Annotated in this window: 16 protein-coding genes; 8 read left to right on the forward strand and 8 right to left on the reverse strand. The window is 47.1% G+C overall.

Translation table 11 applies throughout. From position 1 onward, the window contains the following. Positions 1–124: 124 nt before the first annotated feature. From ACOJUN_RS19240 to ACOJUN_RS19255, 4 genes are all read right to left on the reverse strand, one after another. Positions 125–1,486, reverse strand: a complete 1,362-nt coding sequence (locus ACOJUN_RS19240) for a serpin family protein (protein WP_422133505.1) — start codon at positions 1,484–1,486, stop codon at positions 125–127. A 162-nt stretch (positions 1,487–1,648) separates the two neighbouring features. Then, positions 1,649–2,083 (reverse strand): serpin family protein, encoded by a 435-nt coding sequence (locus ACOJUN_RS19245; RefSeq protein ID WP_422133506.1) that lies wholly within the window; start codon positions 2,081–2,083, stop codon positions 1,649–1,651. A 116-nt stretch (positions 2,084–2,199) separates the two neighbouring features. Next, positions 2,200–3,573, reverse strand: a complete 1,374-nt coding sequence (locus ACOJUN_RS19250) for a serpin family protein (RefSeq protein WP_422133507.1) — start codon at positions 3,571–3,573, stop codon at positions 2,200–2,202. 318 nt (positions 3,574–3,891) lie between these two features. Beyond that, positions 3,892–4,989 (reverse strand): serpin family protein, encoded by a 1,098-nt coding sequence (locus ACOJUN_RS19255; RefSeq protein ID WP_422133508.1) that lies wholly within the window; start codon positions 4,987–4,989, stop codon positions 3,892–3,894. A gap of 643 nt (positions 4,990–5,632) precedes the next feature. Here ACOJUN_RS19255 and ACOJUN_RS19260 point away from each other — a divergent pair. Next, positions 5,633–6,616 carry a transposase gene (locus ACOJUN_RS19260; protein WP_422133509.1) on the forward strand — a complete coding sequence of 328 codons (984 nt, stop codon included), beginning with the start codon at positions 5,633–5,635 and terminating at the stop codon, positions 6,614–6,616. Positions 6,617–7,032: 416 nt separating this feature from the next. On the opposite strand, the gene ACOJUN_RS19265 is transcribed toward ACOJUN_RS19260, so the two are convergent. After that, on the reverse strand, positions 7,033–8,412 hold the full coding sequence (locus ACOJUN_RS19265) for a serpin family protein (RefSeq protein WP_422133510.1): 1,380 nt from the start codon (positions 8,410–8,412) through the stop codon (positions 7,033–7,035). 58 nt (positions 8,413–8,470) lie between these two features. Beyond that, positions 8,471–9,001 carry a YchJ family protein gene (locus tag ACOJUN_RS19270; RefSeq protein ID WP_422133511.1) on the reverse strand — a complete coding sequence of 177 codons (531 nt, stop codon included), beginning with the start codon at positions 8,999–9,001 and terminating at the stop codon, positions 8,471–8,473. Positions 9,002–9,071: 70 nt separating this feature from the next. On the opposite strand from ACOJUN_RS19270, the gene ACOJUN_RS19275 reads away from it, so the two are divergent. Further along, positions 9,072–9,356 carry a DUF1145 domain-containing protein gene (locus tag ACOJUN_RS19275; protein ID WP_422133512.1) on the forward strand — a complete coding sequence of 95 codons (285 nt, stop codon included), beginning with the start codon at positions 9,072–9,074 and terminating at the stop codon, positions 9,354–9,356. Beyond that, entirely contained in the window at positions 9,349–11,499 is a 2,151-nt protein-coding gene (dinG, locus tag ACOJUN_RS19280; protein ID WP_422133513.1) for an ATP-dependent DNA helicase DinG, read from the forward strand. Before ACOJUN_RS19275 ends, dinG begins: the two co-directional genes overlap by 8 nt. 101 nt (positions 11,500–11,600) lie before the next feature. Here the strand turns inward: dinG and ACOJUN_RS19285 are convergent, their stop codons facing one another. After that, complete coding sequence (locus ACOJUN_RS19285) at positions 11,601–11,831, reverse strand: hypothetical protein (RefSeq protein ID WP_422133514.1); 231 nt, start codon at positions 11,829–11,831, stop codon at positions 11,601–11,603. 151 nt (positions 11,832–11,982) lie between these two features. On the opposite strand from ACOJUN_RS19285, the gene ACOJUN_RS19290 reads away from it, so the two are divergent. The 5 genes from ACOJUN_RS19290 (at position 11,983) to ung (ending at position 16,799) form a co-directional block, all read left to right on the forward strand. After that, the gene (locus ACOJUN_RS19290; RefSeq protein WP_422133515.1) at positions 11,983–12,132 is read left to right on the forward strand and encodes a hypothetical protein; all 150 of its coding nucleotides are present in this window, start codon (positions 11,983–11,985) and stop codon (positions 12,130–12,132) included. Positions 12,133–12,152: 20 nt separating this feature from the next. Next, positions 12,153–13,251, forward strand: a protein-coding gene (gene prfB / locus ACOJUN_RS19295) for a peptide chain release factor 2 (protein WP_422133516.1) whose coding sequence is annotated in 2 segments (ribosomal slippage) — positions 12,153–12,227 and positions 12,229–13,251 — 1,098 coding nt in all. Because the reading frame shifts where the segments join, the coding sequence is not laid out codon by codon here. Positions 13,252–13,352: 101 nt separating this feature from the next. After that, positions 13,353–14,846, forward strand: coding sequence for a lysine--tRNA ligase (gene lysS, locus ACOJUN_RS19300; protein ID WP_422133517.1), 1,494 nt, complete (start codon positions 13,353–13,355; stop codon positions 14,844–14,846). A 208-nt stretch (positions 14,847–15,054) separates the two neighbouring features. Then, positions 15,055–15,789 (forward strand): TetR/AcrR family transcriptional regulator, encoded by a 735-nt coding sequence (locus tag ACOJUN_RS19305; protein ID WP_422133518.1) that lies wholly within the window; start codon positions 15,055–15,057, stop codon positions 15,787–15,789. A 332-nt stretch (positions 15,790–16,121) separates the two neighbouring features. Next, entirely contained in the window at positions 16,122–16,799 is a 678-nt protein-coding gene (ung, locus tag ACOJUN_RS19310) for a uracil-DNA glycosylase (protein WP_422133519.1), read from the forward strand. Positions 16,800–16,837: 38 nt separating this feature from the next. Here ung and ansA read toward each other — a convergent pair whose 3' ends face one another. After that, on the reverse strand, positions 16,838–17,851 hold the full coding sequence (gene ansA / locus ACOJUN_RS19315) for an asparaginase (RefSeq protein WP_422133520.1): 1,014 nt from the start codon (positions 17,849–17,851) through the stop codon (positions 16,838–16,840). Between the last annotated feature and the right edge of the window lie 17 nt (positions 17,852–17,868).

A 17,868-nucleotide genomic window follows, 5' to 3' on the forward strand; every position in this document is an offset into this window, starting at 1 on the left:
TCGATGGCTATTTACCCAAAAATCTCTGAGAACACTATTCCATCTGGCTTGCAAAGAAAGGGTGAGGGGGAGTCGTGAGGCTCCCCATGTCAATTATTGGGACCCGAACCTGAAGAGTCTTCTTTCAAGTCCGGGGATCAAGTATCTGTCCAATGAAGATGATTTTTTTTGTTATTTTATTACGCAATATATAAATGAATGGTCGTGTAAAGTTAATGGGCTTCGGAAAACTCATACCCGTTGATGTAAAAAAACCGACGTGTGTTACAGCTGCGGCTTCGGTTCCTTGTTCATCAACTTCCATGACGCTGTGCTGATTAAACATATTAATAAAAACAGGTGCTGGATTGGATAGCATAGATCCTAAGCTGAGTGTGCCTGTAAAAAGAGAGTGTAAAGTTGTTTGAGCTAATGTATTTATCAATTTAGTGTCCGAGTCAACACTAAAAGTCGGGAGTCCAAGACCAAGAGGAACTGATGAGCTTGAAAATAATAGCTCTTTGGAGTCTAATGATGAGAATAGTGCCATTATTATTTCTGGCGATACCTCGTGGGGCATTATCCCTTCCGGGGGTAAAACCAAAATCATTTCATGATCTCCCTGGTAGGGGACGGCAGCTGCCCTCCAATCATTATATTCAGCCTCCTGGTCAGCATTAATTGTTCCATCCATAAACCCGTCTAAAACAACTCTTTGATTATCGGGTAAAGTAAATGTTGATCCTCCAATTCGTTTCCTGAAAAACGTTTCCCAGAGGCCTTTGAAGTAAACAGAATTTATGAGTGCCATGGAAGTATTGGAATGCCAATCATTGTCCTGGCAAAATTCTCGAACCAATCCATGGGTTAATTGGCAAAATAGATCGTTGAGTTCTTGAGCAAGGCTTTGTAATGATGCACGGTCGGAGAAGTTGACGTTATCTCGAATATCGGCGTTTATTTGTTCAAGCTTTTTTTTATAAGTTTCCTGAAGAGTATGCCTATTGGAGACAAGCAGGCAATTGGCAATACAGTATTGGTCCTGTCCAGAGGCTGTCGCGCCTGATGCTGTGGCAACGGATGGCTCAGAATAATCCTCTCCCAGACACTTTTGAAGCAATTGCCGGGTTTCATCAGTGGCCCCCATCAGTAACAGTGACAGTGTCTGAAAAATGCCATCAGGGGACAGGACCAGATTTTCAGGAGTTGCCTGTGCTGCACGCCTGAATATATCTATGGCAAGACCCAGAGTCCCGTGTGATTCATCTGCCTGTGCACCGGGATTTAAATCATGACCCTCGTCAGCAGAATCAGAACCGTCTTTTGTTCGACATAAATAGCAGGGTTCAGATTCTTTAAATAAGTCATCACTGTACTTACGACCGCACTTTATACAGTTCACTGCCAGAAGTTGTGAGGGTATGAACAGGAAGCAGAACAAACAGGATAACACTGAAACGGACCTGTACTGCCTGGCTATATTGGAAGCCTTGCCTGGTGAAGCCATGTATGTACCTTGTCGTCTTAATCTTCGGTTAGGAATATCGTCCCTATCTTATGAACCGCTACCCTGCAGAATGGTCAACCTAGTGTTAAATCAGGCACTCAATATAGGATGGTTTCCTGGTTGGCGCCAAAAAAACAAATCAGTATGAAGATTAAAATCTTTCTAAGCCACATTCTTCTTCGTTTGCAACAAAGGGTGGGGGGTCGTGAGGCTCCCCCAACCCCGATTACTGGGTACCCGATCCTGAAGTACCTGCTCCTGATTTCCGGGGATCAAGTATTTGCCCGATGAAGATGATTTTTTTGTTATTTTATTACGCAATATATAAATAAATGGCCGTGTAAATTCAATGGGCTTAGGGCTATTCATACTAAATCCTCTCGAACAACCGATGTGTGTTACAGCAGCAGCTTCGGTTCCTTGTTCGTTAACTTCTATGGCGCTGTGTTGATTAAACACATTAATTAAAACAGGTACAGGCTCCGATAGCATGGTTCCTAAGCTGAGTGTATTTGTAAAAAGAGAATGTAAAGTTGTTTGAGTTAATGCCTTTATCGAAAGCCAGACCCTATCGGAATATTTGCTCAGTAAAACCACGTTTGTACCTTGTTGACTTAATTTTAGGGTTGGTCTCAAATCAGAGTGTGTTGAATTTATACAAAATCAGCGAGGGAGCCAAGAGGATCTCCTGATCCCGATTAACGGGTTCAGGATCATGAAGTGTCTCTGAGATAAAATATCCGCCCAATATAGATGATTATTTTTGTCATTCTATTACGCAAGATATAAATAAAGGGTCGATCAAATTGGATTGGTCGTATTGTATCTCCCTCGTGTGTTCTCTCAAAATCAGTGTGCGTTAAGGTTGCGTCCGGGGCTGCCTGGTCACTATACATATTCATACGAGCAGGTATCGTTGGTATAGCTCCTGAACTCAGATCACTGGTAACAACTGAAAGTAAACCTGAACCTGAACGACTTAAAGCTTCGCTCAAGTGAGTGCTTGTATCAACGCGAGAGGGTGGAAGTCCGTGAGTTGTCGTTGAAATGGATTTTTCGGAGTCTAATGACGATAATAATGCCTTTATTATTTCTGAACTTAGTCCATAAAGCACTATTCCTGCCGGTGGTATAATCAATACCATTTCTTCATTTCCCCAGTTGGGGTAGGGAAAGGAAAATGCCTCCCAATCATTGTGATGGGCGTATTGGGAAGGTCTGATTTCTTCATCCACAATTCTACGCAAAGTGGCGGCCTGGTCGTTAGGTAATGAGGTAAATAAACCTGCTGCATTTTGGGTTCCAAAAGACCTTTCACGCAGCCCTATGAAGTAATAAGCACTTATGAGTTCTGTGGACCAGGATCGGGGCCAGACGTTGGAGTTGCAGAAACGTTGAATTATACCGCTGGTTAACTGGCAAAATAGACTGTTGAGCAACAGGGCTAAGTTTTTTATAGGCCCACGGTTGGTGAAGTTGACATTACTACGAGCATGGCGGTTTGCTTCTTCAAGTCTCTCTCTGTAAATTGCCAGAGGATCAGGCTGACTGGCTGCGAGCCAGTCAGTCATATTCCGGTTTTTCTCCTGTCCGGATTCTGTAGCGCGTGATGATGCTGCACCGGTTGGCTCAGAAGAATACTCTCCCACATAAATTTGACGCAATTGCTCGGCCGCACCGTCAGCACCCACATGTAGCAGCAACATTGCCACTGTCTGAAAAAGGCCATCGGGGGAAATGACAAAATCTCCATGAATATTTGCGGCAACATGGCCAAGTACATTGATGGCATAATCAAGATTTCTCTGGGATCCATTCACTTGCGCACCAGGATCTGAATCAGGGTTTACTCCTGTCGCCCCCTGGGGAGGTGCTGTGTCATGTTGAGGGGGCTGACTCTCAGCTTCTCTATTACATGACGCTGTTGGGCAAAATTTAAAGTCTTCCTGATCGTAATTGAAGCCGCATTGCTCACAAGTCACAGCCAGAAGTTGCGAAGGCAATAAGAATATGTGGAGTAAACAGACCAGTACCAGGTCGACTCTGTAATGGCAGTCTGGATCGGAAGATTTTCTGAGTAAAACCACGCTTGTACCATGCTGCCTGAAGTTTTAGGGTGAGCTGGAATAACCTTCCTGTTTTTTTATGGAACGTTATTTTGCCGAACACTCAATCGAGTGTGAAATCCATAGTCCAATATAGGGTGGTTTTCTGATCAGCGTCCAGATAAAAACTAAAACAATTTGAAGGACATAGAGTGTCGACGTCGTATAAAACAAATGTCCATTGTCTTTTGATTGCTTATATCCCTCATTAAATCTTTGGAAGTCCCATTGACCTTCGCTTGCGAGGAAATCAGCGAGGGATTTATGAGGCTCTCCTGATCCCGGTCAGCGGGTTCACAATCATGAGGCGTCTCTGGGATAAAATAACCGACCAATGTAGATGATTCTTTTTGTTATTCTATTACGCAAGATATAAATAAAGGGCAGATCGAACCGGATTGGTTGTATTGTATCTCTCTCATGGTTTCTGTCAGAATCAGCGTGTGTTAAAGCTGCGCCCCGGGTTCCCTGTTCACTAAACATATTCGAACGAACTGTCAGATCTGGCATAGCTCCTGAGCCCAGATCACTGCTAGCAATAGAAAGTAAACCTGAACCCGATCGACTTAGAGCTTCACTCAAGTCAGTGTTTTTATCAACTTCAGAGGGTGGGAATTCGGTAGTTGTCGTTGAACTGGATGAAAAGGGTTCCTTGGAGTCGAACGAGGATACCAAGGCCGATATTATGTTACACTTTAGCCCATAAAGAAACACCCCTGCCGGTGGTAAAACCAAAATTATTTCATTGTCTTCCCGGAAGGGAAAGTTAAATGCTTTCCAATTATTGTGACGTGCGTATTGAGAAGGATTGGTTTTTCCTTCGATAATTCTTTTTAAAGCGTCTGCTTGATCATTGGGTAAGTTAAATAAATAGGCACTATCGGTCCCAAAAGACTTTCTCCACATCCCTCTGAAGTATAAATAGCATGCGTGTTCTATGGAGAAAGATAACTGAAAGGAGTAAGCATCGGGAGTGCAATAATCTTGAACAATACCATGGGTTAATTGGCAAAATAGTCTGTTAAGCAGTTGGCCAAGGGTTTGGGTTTGTCCGCGATTGGTGCAGTCGACATTACCAGGAGTATTGTCGACTTGTTTAAGTCTTTCTCTATAAACTGCCAAAGCCTCAGGTTGACTGGCTGCGAGCATGATAATCGAAGAAGGGTCTTTGTTCTTTCCACCGGCTGTTGCGCTTGCACCGGATGGCTCATAATCATAGCCTGGCCAATAAATTCGACGCAATTGCTCGTCCGTACTGTTGGTACCCGCTTGTAACAGTAACAGCGTCATTGTCTGCAAAAGGCTGTCAGGGGACATGACAAAATCTTTAAGGATATTTGCTGATGCCTGGTAAAATACCTTCATTGCAAAATCAAAATTTCCCTGGGATCCATCCACTTGTGCAACAGGATTTGAATCAGGGTTAACTGGTGTTGCCCTTTCAGGAGGTGCTGTGTCATGTTGAGGGGGCTCACTCTCAGCTTCTATGTTACACGACGGTGTTTGGCAGGATGAAAGGGTTTCATCATCGTAATTCAGACCGCAATTTCCACAAGTCACAGCCAGAAGGTGTGAGGCTGGCAACGATAAATAGAATATGCAGAGCAATACCATAAGGATCCTGTAATGGCAGACTGAATTGAAAAAATGACTGAGCAAAACCACGTCTGTACCTTCTTACCTTGGTTTAAGGTTTTTTACTTGCCATAACCTCTCTGTCTACCGAACCCTTGCCCTATGGATGCGATCAACTGAATACGAAATCTGAAATTCAATATAGGATAGTTTCCTGGTTGTATCCCATCCAGAATTCAATCCACTCGTCGGGTAATTACATAGCCATTGGATTTGACGGTCAGTTTAAAAAGTTGCCTCGTCAGCAAAATCTGTGGGGCATTTCTGGTTCGGGCAGCTTGCCCAGTACATGATAGAAATTAATTAAAAAGAAAATTAATTAAAAAGACACCCATAAACTTGCTTTACCATCCACCTGGTCTACTTTTTCACCCATCACTGATTTTTTACCCAAACAGGTGAGTCCATGGCTCAGGCCCGCAATACTCTGATTGACCCCGGCTCAACGCCTTATTACCACTGCATGGCAAGATGTGTTCGTCAGGCTTACCTCTGTGGAGAGAACCACCTGACTGGCAAGAACTACGAGCATCGCCGCCAGTGGGTGGTGGATAAACTCCGGGAACTGGTTTCAGTCTTTGCTATCGAAGTCTGTGCTTACGCTATCATGTCGAATCATTATCATGTGGTTTTGCACATCAATCAGTCATCTGCCAGAGGCTGGTCACGGAATCAAGTGCTTCACCGTTGGACGACCTTGTTCAGAGGTCCGCTTTTGGTGCAAAGGCATCTGGCCGCTGACAAACTGGGCAGCGCTGAGTTGTCCCGTATTGATGAATATGCTGAGGAATACCGGCGTCGTTTAACGGATATCAGCTGGTTTATGCGCTGCCTGAATGAATATCTTGCTCGTGAGGCCAACAAAGAAGACGAATGTAAAGGACGCTTCTGGGAAGGTCGCTTTAAAAGCCAGGCATTACTGGACGAAGCAGCGTTACTGACCTGTATGACCTATGTTGACTTGAATCCGATTCGGGCTGGTAAGGTAGAAACACCGGAAGAATCAGACTACACGTCGATTCAGGAACGCGTGGAGCAGGTTACACACTCTGAGACTAAAAATCAGCCGCTGACCCTGAAACCTTTTTGTTTGCAGGGCCAGAATACGGATGTTGCCCTTCCATACCTTCTTCACGACTATCTGGAACTGGTTGACTGGAGTGGCCGCATTGTCAGGACAGACAAGAAAGGTTCCATCCCGTCGTGTACCCCTCCTATTCTTGAAAGATTGGAAATTGATCCGGATGAGTGGCTGAAAACCATGCAATGGAATAATCGTTTTTATCGGGCAGTTGGCCGTCTGGAGGCGATGAAGGCTTATGCACTTGAAGCCGGACAGAAGTGGCTTCGAGGTTTAAACGCCTGCAGTCGTTTGTACCTGACAGGTTAGCGTAGAAATCAGTTAAGACGTCAAAGACCCTCTCTTTATCTCTCTTCGACTTATGTCGGAATGAATTTGCATTGTCTGAATTATGGCTTGAACAGCCTCTGTTCGTTGGGTGGCGCTGTGTGGCTCGTTGATACGCTACTTGAAGATAGATTTTTCTGATCCTTTTTGGGAGTACAGATTTTTGAATGTCTTATTTTTTTATTTTTTCCCTTGAAGTGACATTTTTTATGGGTGTCTTATTTTTTTCTGACGAGGCCTTTTTTTTATGGGTGTCTTATTTTTGTTTTATGGGTGTCTTATTTTTGTTTATTTATGGGTGTCTTATTTTTTTTATGGGTGTCTTATTTTTTTATTTTTTATTTTTTTTTGCTGACGAGGCCTTTTTTTTATGGGTGTCTTATTTTTGATTTTTATTTTTATTTTTTTATTTGTTGTTTTTTTTGTTTTTTTGTTTTTCTTGAAGAGCTTGTCCCTGAGTCCGGTGGAAAGAAGTATCTGCCAATGAGGTTGATTCTTTTTGTTATTTTATTACGCAATATATAAAGAAAGGGTCGATCAAATCGGATTGATTGTATTCTATCTCCTTCACGGTTTCTGTTAGAATCAGTATTGGTTAGAGCTGCGTCCGGGGCTTCTTGATTACTAAAGGCATTCATAGGAAACGACAGAGCTGGCATAGCGCCTGAACTCAGATCGGTGGTAACAACAGAAAGTAAACCTGAACCTGATGGACGTAAAGCTTCGCTCAAGTCAGTGTTCTTAGCAATTTTAGAGGGTGGAAGTCCGGGAGTCATCGTTAAGCTGGATGAAAAGGATTCGTCGGAGTCTAATGATGAAAATAATGCCGTTATTATTTTTGATGTGACTGCTCTTAGCATTGTTTCTGGCGGGGGTAAGACCAAAATTATTTCATCATCTCTCCGGTAGGGAAAGGTAACTGCTTCCCAATCATTGTGATGTGCGTACCGGGAAGGATTGATTTCTCCATTCATAATTCTGTCTACAACGGCGGCCTGACCATCGGGTAAGGTAAATAAAGCTGCATTTTCGGTCCCGCGAGACCTTTCCAACAGCCCTGTGAAGTAAATCGAAGTCATGAGTTCCATGTATGTTGATAAGGGCCAAGCGATGGGGCTGCATAAACGTTGCATCATATCATGGGTTAATTGGTAAAATAGTCCGTTGAGTTCTTGGGCCAGGCCATGCATAGGCGTGAGGCTCATCAAGTTGATTTTACCACGAAAATCGTCGTGTATTTGTTTAAGTCTCTCTCTATAAACTGCCACAGCCTCAGGTTGACTGGCTGCGAGCAAGATAATCGAAGAAGGGTTTTTGTTCTGTTCATGGGCTGCTGCACCGGATGGCTTAGAATGATCCTCACTCAGACAATTTTGACGCCATTGCTCGATCGCACCGTCAGGACCCGCATTTAATACTAACAATGCCAGTGTCTGAAAAAGACTATCAGGGGATAATACAAAATTTTCAGGAATATTGGGGGCTGCACGGCTAAATACTTTTACGGCAAACTCCAGATTTCTCAGCGATTCATCCACCTGTGCACCAGGACTTACTGGCGCTGCTGATTGGGAAGGCATTGTGCGATGCAGAAGATCTTCATTTTCAGCTTCTTCCCCACACATTGGGCAGAACGAGAAGTCTTTTCGATTGTAATTGAAGCCGCATTTGTGACAAGTCAAAGCCAGTAGTTGTAAGGGCAGCAACAGTAAACAGAGCAACACAAGAACGACAGTGTACTGGCAGGTTGAACCGGAAGGTTTAGCAATTAAAAACAAGTTTCACCTCACCTCTCTTAATTAAATTTTGCTGTCTTTTGATAAAGCTGAGAGAGAATCAACCGCAGCACTTTTTGTATTTTTTGCCACTGCCGCAGAGACAAGGGTCGTTTCTTCCAGGCAGTCTGGCAGGTATATCCGGATAAATAAAATACCAGTGACCCTGTTCCCTGATGAAGTCTGAGTGCTCATGGTGCGCTTCTTCCCTGCCGGTGGCGGGGTTCAGGAACCAGGCTTTGAATTCCACTTTTCCCCGGCTGTCAGCACTGCCGCCAGCTTCAGTGCTGACCAGGTCCAGTCGGGTCCACCGGGTGGCGTCTGTCTCTCGGTGAATGTCGGCTTTATCCAAGCCATTGATCTGGCGCTGCCAGGTGGTGGCCAGCAGATAATCCGTGTTTTTAAGATAATAGGCTGAAAAGCGGGAACGCATCAGGGCTTCTGCGGTTGGAGCCGCTTGCCCCGAATGGTAAGGGCCACAGCATGCTTTATAGGTTTGGCCTGAACCACAAGGGCAATGGTTGATAGAGGCGTCTGAATAAGGATGTTTGTGCTCAAGGCTGTTTTTAAGCTCAGGGCTGTTTTCAGTCATAGAATTCTTCGAGCAGGAGTGATGGGTTTTCGATAGAATATCATTTTACTTAAATTACAGGATCAGATACATGGGCTTTGGCAAAGCGGTGGTGGTTTTATTCTGGCTTTCAGCACTGTGGAATCTCTTTGTGCCCGTGGCAGAACCCATGGGGTCCGTATTGAATTGGGCTGCGCCCCTGTTGCTGCTGTTGCACACGGCAGAGCATTTCTTCTTCAGTCGCCGTTTTGCCGCTATGGGCGCGCCGCTGTCCATGAAAGATCGCTACATGATTCTGATCTTTGGCGGCTTTCACCTGATGAGTCTGATGAAAAAAATTCCAACCCAGCCGGTGGGTGATCAGCACAGTGCTTGAAGATTCACAGAAAAAAAAGATCCAGAAGGCTTACAGCACGTTTCTGGCCAGCAAAAAGCTGAAGGCCCGGCCCGGTCAGAAACAGATGATTGCAGAAGTCGCCCGTTCCCTGGGTGAGGTCAAGACCGACAGTGAAGGGCGCAGAACCTCGGATCCTTCCGTGATTGTCGTCGAGGCTGGTACCGGTACCGGTAAAACAGTGGGCTATGTTCTGCCTGCTGTGGTGATGGCGCAGGCTGCTGATAAAAGACTGGTAATCTCAACAGCCACTGTGACGCTGCAGGAGCAGATTATCGGCAAGGACCTGCCCGATATTATCCTGAAAACCGGACTTAAGTTCTCTTTTACCCTGGCCAAGGGTCGTGGGCGGTATGCTTGTCTTAGCAAGCTTGATCGGTTGTTGCAGGAAGAGCAGTCAACGGCCTCATTAATGGATATGTTTGCCGCAGAAGGTTTCACACTGGCGCAGGACGAGACTTCCCTGAAGCTCTATCAAACTATGTTGGAAGACTTTGCCGCTTCCAGTTGGGAGGGTGATCGCGACAGCTGGCCCGATGCATTGGAAGATCAACAATGGCGAATGATTACCACGGATCATTCCCAGTGCAGTGGCCGCCGCTGTGGCTATTTCAATCAGTGTCCTTTCTATAAAGCCCGGGCAGATCTTGAACAGGCCGATGTGGTGGTAACCAATCATGATCTGGTGCTGGCTGATCTGGCCCTGGGCGGTGGCGCTATTCTGCCTGATCCGAAAGATACCGTTTACGTCTTCGATGAGGGCCATCATCTGCCTGACAAGGCGATCGATCATTTCGCCTGTCATTCGAGAATAAAAGGAACGGCCAGCTGGCTGGAGAAAGCCAGTAAGTCTCTACAGAAAACCCTGTCCCAAAACGCCTTGCCCGGTGAGTTGGGTGAAAGACTCGAAAAACTCATGCCTGAGTTTGATGAACTGGTGAATGCCCTGGGTCACACCCATACTCTGTTACAGGGTGTTGCAACCTTTGAACCTCGAATTCAGGGTGATACGACGGTTGCTGTCTATCGCTTTGAGCAAGGGAAAATACCTGAAGCACTTCGTCAGCAGGCTGAAGTACTCAAAGCCGGTTTCAGTCGTTGCAGTGGTATGGTAGAAAAAATTACCAGGGAACTGGACGATGCCATGGACGGTGATGTCCCGGGTATTGACCGTTGGCAGGCCGAGCAACTGTATCCGGAAATGGGTGCAATGCAAATGCGTCTGGAAAACCAGTTTAAGCTCTGGTTGACCTACACCATGAAAGACCCTGAGGGTGAGCCACCCAGTGCCCGCTGGCTGAAGTGGAGTGAAGGGCCCTTTGGTGAGGAACTGGAGGCTTTCAGCAGCCCAATACTGTCTTCGGCAACACTCTGGCAGACGCTCTGGAATCCGGGTTATGCATCGATTGTTACGTCGGCCACACTCACTGCATTGGGCAACTTCAATCGTTTCCGTATGCGCTCAGGGGTTCCGTCTGAATCCCGTTGCGTTGTGGTTCCCAGCCCTTTTCAGCACAGTCTCGCTGCACAGCTGGTGGTACCGGGTATGTTGTCTGATCCTCGTCAGAGTGAAGAGCACACGGAAGAAATCGTTGAGAAGCTGCCCGATCTGATGGCCAGACAAAAAGGTACATTGGTACTTTTTTCATCACGCAAGCAGATGAAAGATGTGCATTTTGGTCTCGATGATGCCTGGCGCAAGAAGATCCTTTTGCAGGATGATTATTCCCGGGCGGAACTTCTGAAACTGCATCGCAAGCATATTGATGAAGGCAAAGACAGTATTCTCTTCGGTCTGGCCAGTCTGGCGGAAGGGATCGACCTGCCTGGTGAATATTGTGAGCATGTTATTATCGCCAAAATTCCTTTTGCGGTTCCCGATGATCCTGTGGAATCGGCGCTGTCAGAATGGCTTGAGGCTCAGGGTCGGAATCCGTTTATGGAAATAACCGTTCCAGATGCAGCCATCAAGCTGGTACAGGCCTGCGGTCGTTTGTTAAGAACAGAGCAGGATACCGGCCAGATCACCCTGCTGGATCGAAGAGTGGTCACAGCCAGGTATGGTCGTATGATTCTGGACTCTCTGCCGCCTTTCAGAAGAGCCATAGAGCATGCAGTTTTCTGAATCTTGCAGAGAGCGTTGATTCTGCTGTCGATGGGGTTCATCGACGGCAGAAGCAGTTGCCGGATGCCAGCTTTTGACTTTGTTCCGGCTTCGCCATCTTTTTACAGCAGCTCAAAACGGTTGTTTTGTTCTGTCGATGGTTTTTCATCCTCCGCAGACTCTTCTTCGGTGTTTGTCTCTTCATTTTTAGCCATCAGGCTTTGAAGGATCAGAACCTTCTCGCTTTTATTGCTCTCATCCTGCTTTGGCTCTTCTTCATCAGCAAAGCCGGACAGGGCTACAGCGGTCAGGGGCAGTATCAGGGCCAGGGCCGTCAATTTCTGTTTGATCATGATGTATACCTCTTGTTGGTTGCTTTTTTTCTGTTCTCATTACATTTGACTGCCAGATGCTGAAAATGTTCCCTGAATAGTCTCCTGACCAGACATTCGGGGGTTGGCTTTTGTTTTTCTCTCATTCCAACACTTGGGCTGATCAGGTAGAATGGTCGGCTGTTTTTTATTGTGGAAATCATTCTTTCCTGTCACTGCCCGGGGCAAGCCATCCGGTTCTGTTCCTGTTCAGGCATTTGCCTTACTCATGGTCAATACCGACAGCCGAAGTGATATTTCCCGATTTTTCATCGAACACTGAACGATATTGAGCGATAAACCATGCTTGAAGTAAACCCTATCAAGGAGCGTATTAAGGATCTGACAGCGCGTACTGACGTGCTTAGGGGGTATCTTTGACTACGCTCACAAGAGTGAGCGTCTGCAGGAAGTAGAGCGGGAGCTTGAAGATCCGGATGTCTGGAATGAACCGGAGCGTGCCCAGGCCCTGGGCAAAGAGCGTTCCATGCTGGAAGGCATCGTTGCTACCATTGATCAGCTGACATCAGGCCTGGAAGATTCCATTGAACTGCTGGAAATGTCGGTGGAAGAGCAGGACGAAGACGGCGTCGAAGGCGTTGTGGAAGAGCTGGACCAGCTGGGCGAAAAACTGGCAGAGTTGGAATTCCGGCGTATGTTTTCCGGGGCAATGGACCCCAACAATGCCTATCTGGACATTCAGTCGGGTTCCGGTGGTACCGAGGCCCAGGACTGGGCCAATATGCTGTTGCGGATGTACCTGCGATGGGGTGAGCAGAAAGGCTTCAAAACAGAAATCATTGAAGTATCTGCGGGCGAAGTAGCTGGTATCAAGTCGGCTACGGTTCAGTTTACCGGTGAATATGCTTTTGGCTGGTTGAGAACAGAAACAGGTGTGCATCGTCTGGTACGAAAGTCTCCATTTGATTCTGGTAACCGTCGTCATACCTCCTTCTCATCGGTTTTTGTCTCTCCGGAGATAGACGATAATGTCGAGATTGAGATTAATCCGGCCGACCTTCGAATTGATACCTACCGCTCCAGTGGTGCCGGTGGTCAGCACGTAAACACCACCGATTCTGCGGTTCGTATTACTCACGAGCCCTCCGGTATTGTGGTGCAGTGTCAGAATCAGCGTTCCCAGCATCAGAACAAGGACAAGGCTATGCAGCAGTTAAAAGCCAAGCTGTATGAGCTGGAGATGCAGAAGCGCAGTGCTGACGCCCAGGCTCTGGAAGATTCCAAGTCCGATATTGGTTGGGGCAGTCAGATTCGTTCCTACGTTCTGGATGATTCCCGAATCAAGGATTTGAGAACCAGCGTGGAAACCCGAAATACCCAGGCCGTTCTTGACGGAGATCTCGATAAGTTTATCGAGGCAAGTCTCAAGAAAGGCCTTTAAAGTCAGCCGTTGGCAGAGAACAGTTTACGCAAAAGTTTACGCAAAGGAGTAGCAGGCAACTGTTAACTCCCGCCCCCCCCTGGGGTTGAACCGGAGAAACTATGTTTGAAGAACAGATCTTAGATACCCAGGAAGAGAACCGGCTGGTGGCTCTTCGCCGAGAAAAACTCACTGCCATTCGTGCTGAACGGGTCGCTTTTCCAAACAAATTCCGTCGTGATGCACTGGCTGCTGATCTTCAAAAAGAGTTTGCAGATGCCAGCAAGGAAGCGCTGCTGGAAGCTGGAAAGAAGGTCAAGATAGCTGGCCGTATCATGCTGAACCGTGGTGCATTCATGGAAATTCAGGATATGTCTGGTCGTATCCAGGTGTACGTGAATCGCAAGGTGCTGGCTAAAGAAGTGCTGAAGGAAGCCAAGACCTGGGACCTGGGTGACATCATCGGTGCTGAAGGCACCCTGCAGCGTTCCGGCAAGGGGGATCTTTATGTCGACATGGAGCAGGTTGAGTTGCTGACCAAATCCCTGCGCCCATTGCCCGAGAAGCACAAGGGGCTGACCGACACCGAAATGCGTTATCGTCAGCGTTATGTGGACCTGATTACCCGCGAAGAGTCCCGGGAAGCATTTCGTGTTCGTTCCCGTATTGTTCAGGTGATTCGTGACTATTTCCATGAGCAGGATTACATGGAAGTGGAAACCCCGATGCTACAGGTGATACCGGGTGGTGCAAGCGCTCGTCCGTTCGTGACTCATCATAATGCGCTGGATATTGATATGTACTTGCGTATTGCTCCAGAGCTCTATTTGAAGCGTCTGGTGGTGGGCGGATTTGAACGGGTGTTTGAAATTAATCGGAACTTTCGTAACGAAGGATTGTCTACACGTCATAACCCTGAATTTACGATGATTGAGTTCTATCAGGCTTACGCAGACTACATTGATATGATGGATCACACGGAAGCCCTCTTTAAGCGTCTGGCAAAAGACGTGACCGGTGGAACCTCAGTGACTTACCAGGGTAAGGAGATCGATTTCGGCAAGCCATTTGTGCGTATGTCCGTTTTCGATTCTATACTGCACTTCAATCCGGATCTTGAGGCTGCTGACATCGATACGATTGATTCAGCAACCCGGGTTGCGGAAAAGCTGGGTATCGAGGTCAAGGGTACCTGGGGCCTGGGCAAGGTTCAGATCGAAATATTTGAGGAAACGGTTGAACACCGGCTGATGGATCCGACATTCATTACCGAATACCCGACAGAGGTTTCGCCTCTGGCTCGTCGTAATGATGACAATCCATTCATTTCTGACCGCTTTGAGTTTTTCGTGGGCAGTCGTGAAGTGGCCAATGGTTTCTCCGAGTTGAACGACTCTGAAGATCAGGCTGAGCGTTTTCATCAGCAAGTCACAGAAAAAGACGCTGGTGATGATGAAGCCATGCATTTCGATGCAGACTACATCAACGCTCTGGAGTACGGTTTGCCGCCAACGGCGGGCGAAGGTATCGGCATAGACCGTCTGGTCATGCTGTTTACTGATGCACCTTCTATCCGTGATGTACTGTTGTTCCCGCACATGCGACCCCAGCAGTAATCCCGGCTGGAATCATGGCAGACAGTTGATCTGTCTGCCTCCTAGCCTGCAGCCCAGTCTTCAGCGGCCATTGACCAAGCCTGGACAATGACACTTTAACCGTCATTTTCAGGCTGAAGTACAAGAAGATTGGCGTAGCTGAAACCTCTCTTTCAAGCGAGGGTTTCAAACGTCTTAAGACTAACAGGCAACTGCAAGGCATTTAATCATGGAAGCAACGTACAGTGACGAAAGAAACTGCGTCCTAACGCAGATGGCCCGGAATGAAGGAGCAGCTCTCGGAAATGGAACTCTGAAATACCAAGGGCGTAAAACCAGTCGGGCCAATAGTGAACAGCGCCGTCGAACCATACTGGAGGCAGCACTGAGAATCGTAGTAAGAGATGGCGTTCGTGGTGTAAGACACCGCGCAGTCGCTAAAGAAGCTCAAGTACCTCTCTCTGCGACTACTTATTACTTCAAAGATATTTCCGACCTCATAACAGACACCTTTACCCTGTTTGTGGAAATGGGGGCTGAAACTTTCAAGGCATTCTGGGAAGAGTCTGATGATCAGCTGCAAAAAGCGCTTTCACTGCTGGATGACTCCAGTGATTCCAGGGATCAGTTTGTTGATCAGATGCTGGATCTGGCCGTTGATTATGTTGGCAACCAGCTGACTGAGCATCGTGATTACCTGATCGCAGAGCGGGCTTTCCAGCTGGAGTGCCTGAGAAATGAAAATCTGCGTCCCATCGCTTTTAAACATCAGACCTATCTGTTGAACAGCCTGACTTCACTCTTCAGGCGTACAGGCTCTTCACAGCCAGAAACCGATGCACAACTGCTTGCCTCGTTCATTGCGCAGGTTGAGTATGAGGGGCTGTTGCAGAAAGGTGGACTGGATATGACACCGATTAAAGAAAGACTACATCGCCAGATAATGTTGATGTTCAAACATTGATTAATCACGGACTGTCAACAGGCATTCTGTAAAGTTAAAAATACCGTACACCTCTCTGCTAACGGGTGTACGAAACTATTTTATCAAGTCAGTTTAACATCAATCGTATGTATAAGTGCCTGCCTTGTTGGTTCTGCCTCTCTGGGCGACGTCTTAATCGATCCTTCTGCGTTTCAATTCTGTTAACCTGCCCTGGCTATGGGGCCGTGGCTGTGCCACGAGGGATGAAGAAATCCACTCGCCACTATATGCAAAACCAACTGGTCAGTTACTTGCTGACTCGATTATCATTCAACTCTTATTGTTAATATTTACAGAACCGGGGAAGTCCTATGCAGGAAATCAGACTGGAGCCCTCCTGGAAGTCTCATTTGCAGAGTGAGTTCAACAAGGAGTATATGCAGGTTTTGCGTAGCTTTCTGTTGAATGAAAAGGCCGCTGGTAAAACGATTTATCCTAAGGGCAGTGAATATTTTCGGGCTATGGAGCTGACACCTTTTGAACAGGTCAAGGTGGTGATTCTTGGACAGGACCCCTATCATGGCCCGGGTCAGGCTCATGGACTTAGTTTCTCGGTGCGTCCAGATGTTCGTATTCCTCCTTCACTGATCAATATGTACAAAGAGCTGCAAAATGATCTCGGGATTCCCCCAGCCAGTCACGGTTGCCTGGAACACTGGGCTGAGCAAGGGGTTTTGCTGCTCAACAGCGTCTTGACTGTTGAACACAAGCAGGCTGCTTCCCATCAAAAGCGAGGCTGGGAGCAGTTTACCGACAGAGTGATTGCAGAGCTGAACAATAAGAGAGAAGGGCTGGTGTTTATCCTCTGGGGTAGTTATGCCCAGCGTAAAGGGCAATTCATTGACCGCAGCAAACATCGGGTATTGCAGACTGTGCACCCTTCGCCACTGTCAGCACATCGGGGCTTCTTTGGCAGCCGACCTTTCTCGCAGGCTAATGATTATCTGACTTCCAGAGGCGTTCAGCCCATCGACTGGCAGCTGCCATGATAGCGACTGAATGAGGACTCGAAAGTCCTCATCTTTTTTCAGATCGTCAGCTCACCAGAAATACTCTTTCCGACCAGTTCTCTGATCTCTTGTGTTGAGAGGCCTTTTGACAGTAAGTGATGAAGCTTACAGAACATGGCTTCAGTCGTGGTGTCCAGACCACCAGTTACCCCCGCTTTGGCCAGTGCAGAGCCTGCGGCATAACTGCCTTGATGGACAGCGCCCCTGTGGCATTGGGTCAGATTGACGATGATTTTTCCGGCATCTGTCGCCTTTTTCAGTGCGTTCAGCAGGGCCGGGTCGTCATCAGGGCCATTCCCTGTGCCATAAGTCCTTATGATAAAGGCTTTTTGAGGCTGGTTCAGGGCCGCTTCCAGCCACTGGGCTGTGATACCGGGGAAGAGTTGCACAATGCCGACCTGGGTATCTTCAGAGCATTCAAGATGAAATTCTGGTTTTTTTTCAGGCTTCAACAACAGTAGATCATTGATCTCGATATTGATATCGGCACGTCCCAACCAGGGGAAGTTGGGAGAGTCAAAAGCATCAAAAAGATAGGCGTTTTGTTTGCGAGCCCGGTTGCCGCGCATTAAACGACCGTTAAAGTACAGGCATACTTCATTGATGCGCTCATCAGCGGCGATACTCAGGGCGCCGACAAAGTTTTCCAGTCCGTCACTACGAGGTTCACACAGAGGGATCTGGGAGCCGGTAAAGACAACCGGTTTATCCAGATTGCGAAGCATAAAAGACAGCATGGAGCTGGAAAATGCCATGGTGTCGGTACCGTGCAGAACCACAAAACCATCGTAGTCTTCATAGTGATCAGCAATGTCCGTTGCTATCTGCTTCCAGTTTTTTGGGCAGATATTACTGGAGTCGATCAACTCCCCATACTCCACCAGGTCAAAGTCGGGCAGACCCTGACGGACGTGGGGAGGCAGTTTTTCATCCAGAAGCGCCTGCATATTACCAGAGGGGGCATAACCCGAATCAGTGGGTTTCATGCCGATGGTGCCGCCGGTGTAAATAACGTAGATTTTCTTGGTCATAACAGCAATTTCAGGGG

It is taken from the genome of Endozoicomonas sp. ALD040 (assembly GCF_049275945.1).
Taxonomy (GTDB): domain Bacteria; phylum Pseudomonadota; class Gammaproteobacteria; order Pseudomonadales; family Endozoicomonadaceae; genus Endozoicomonas_A.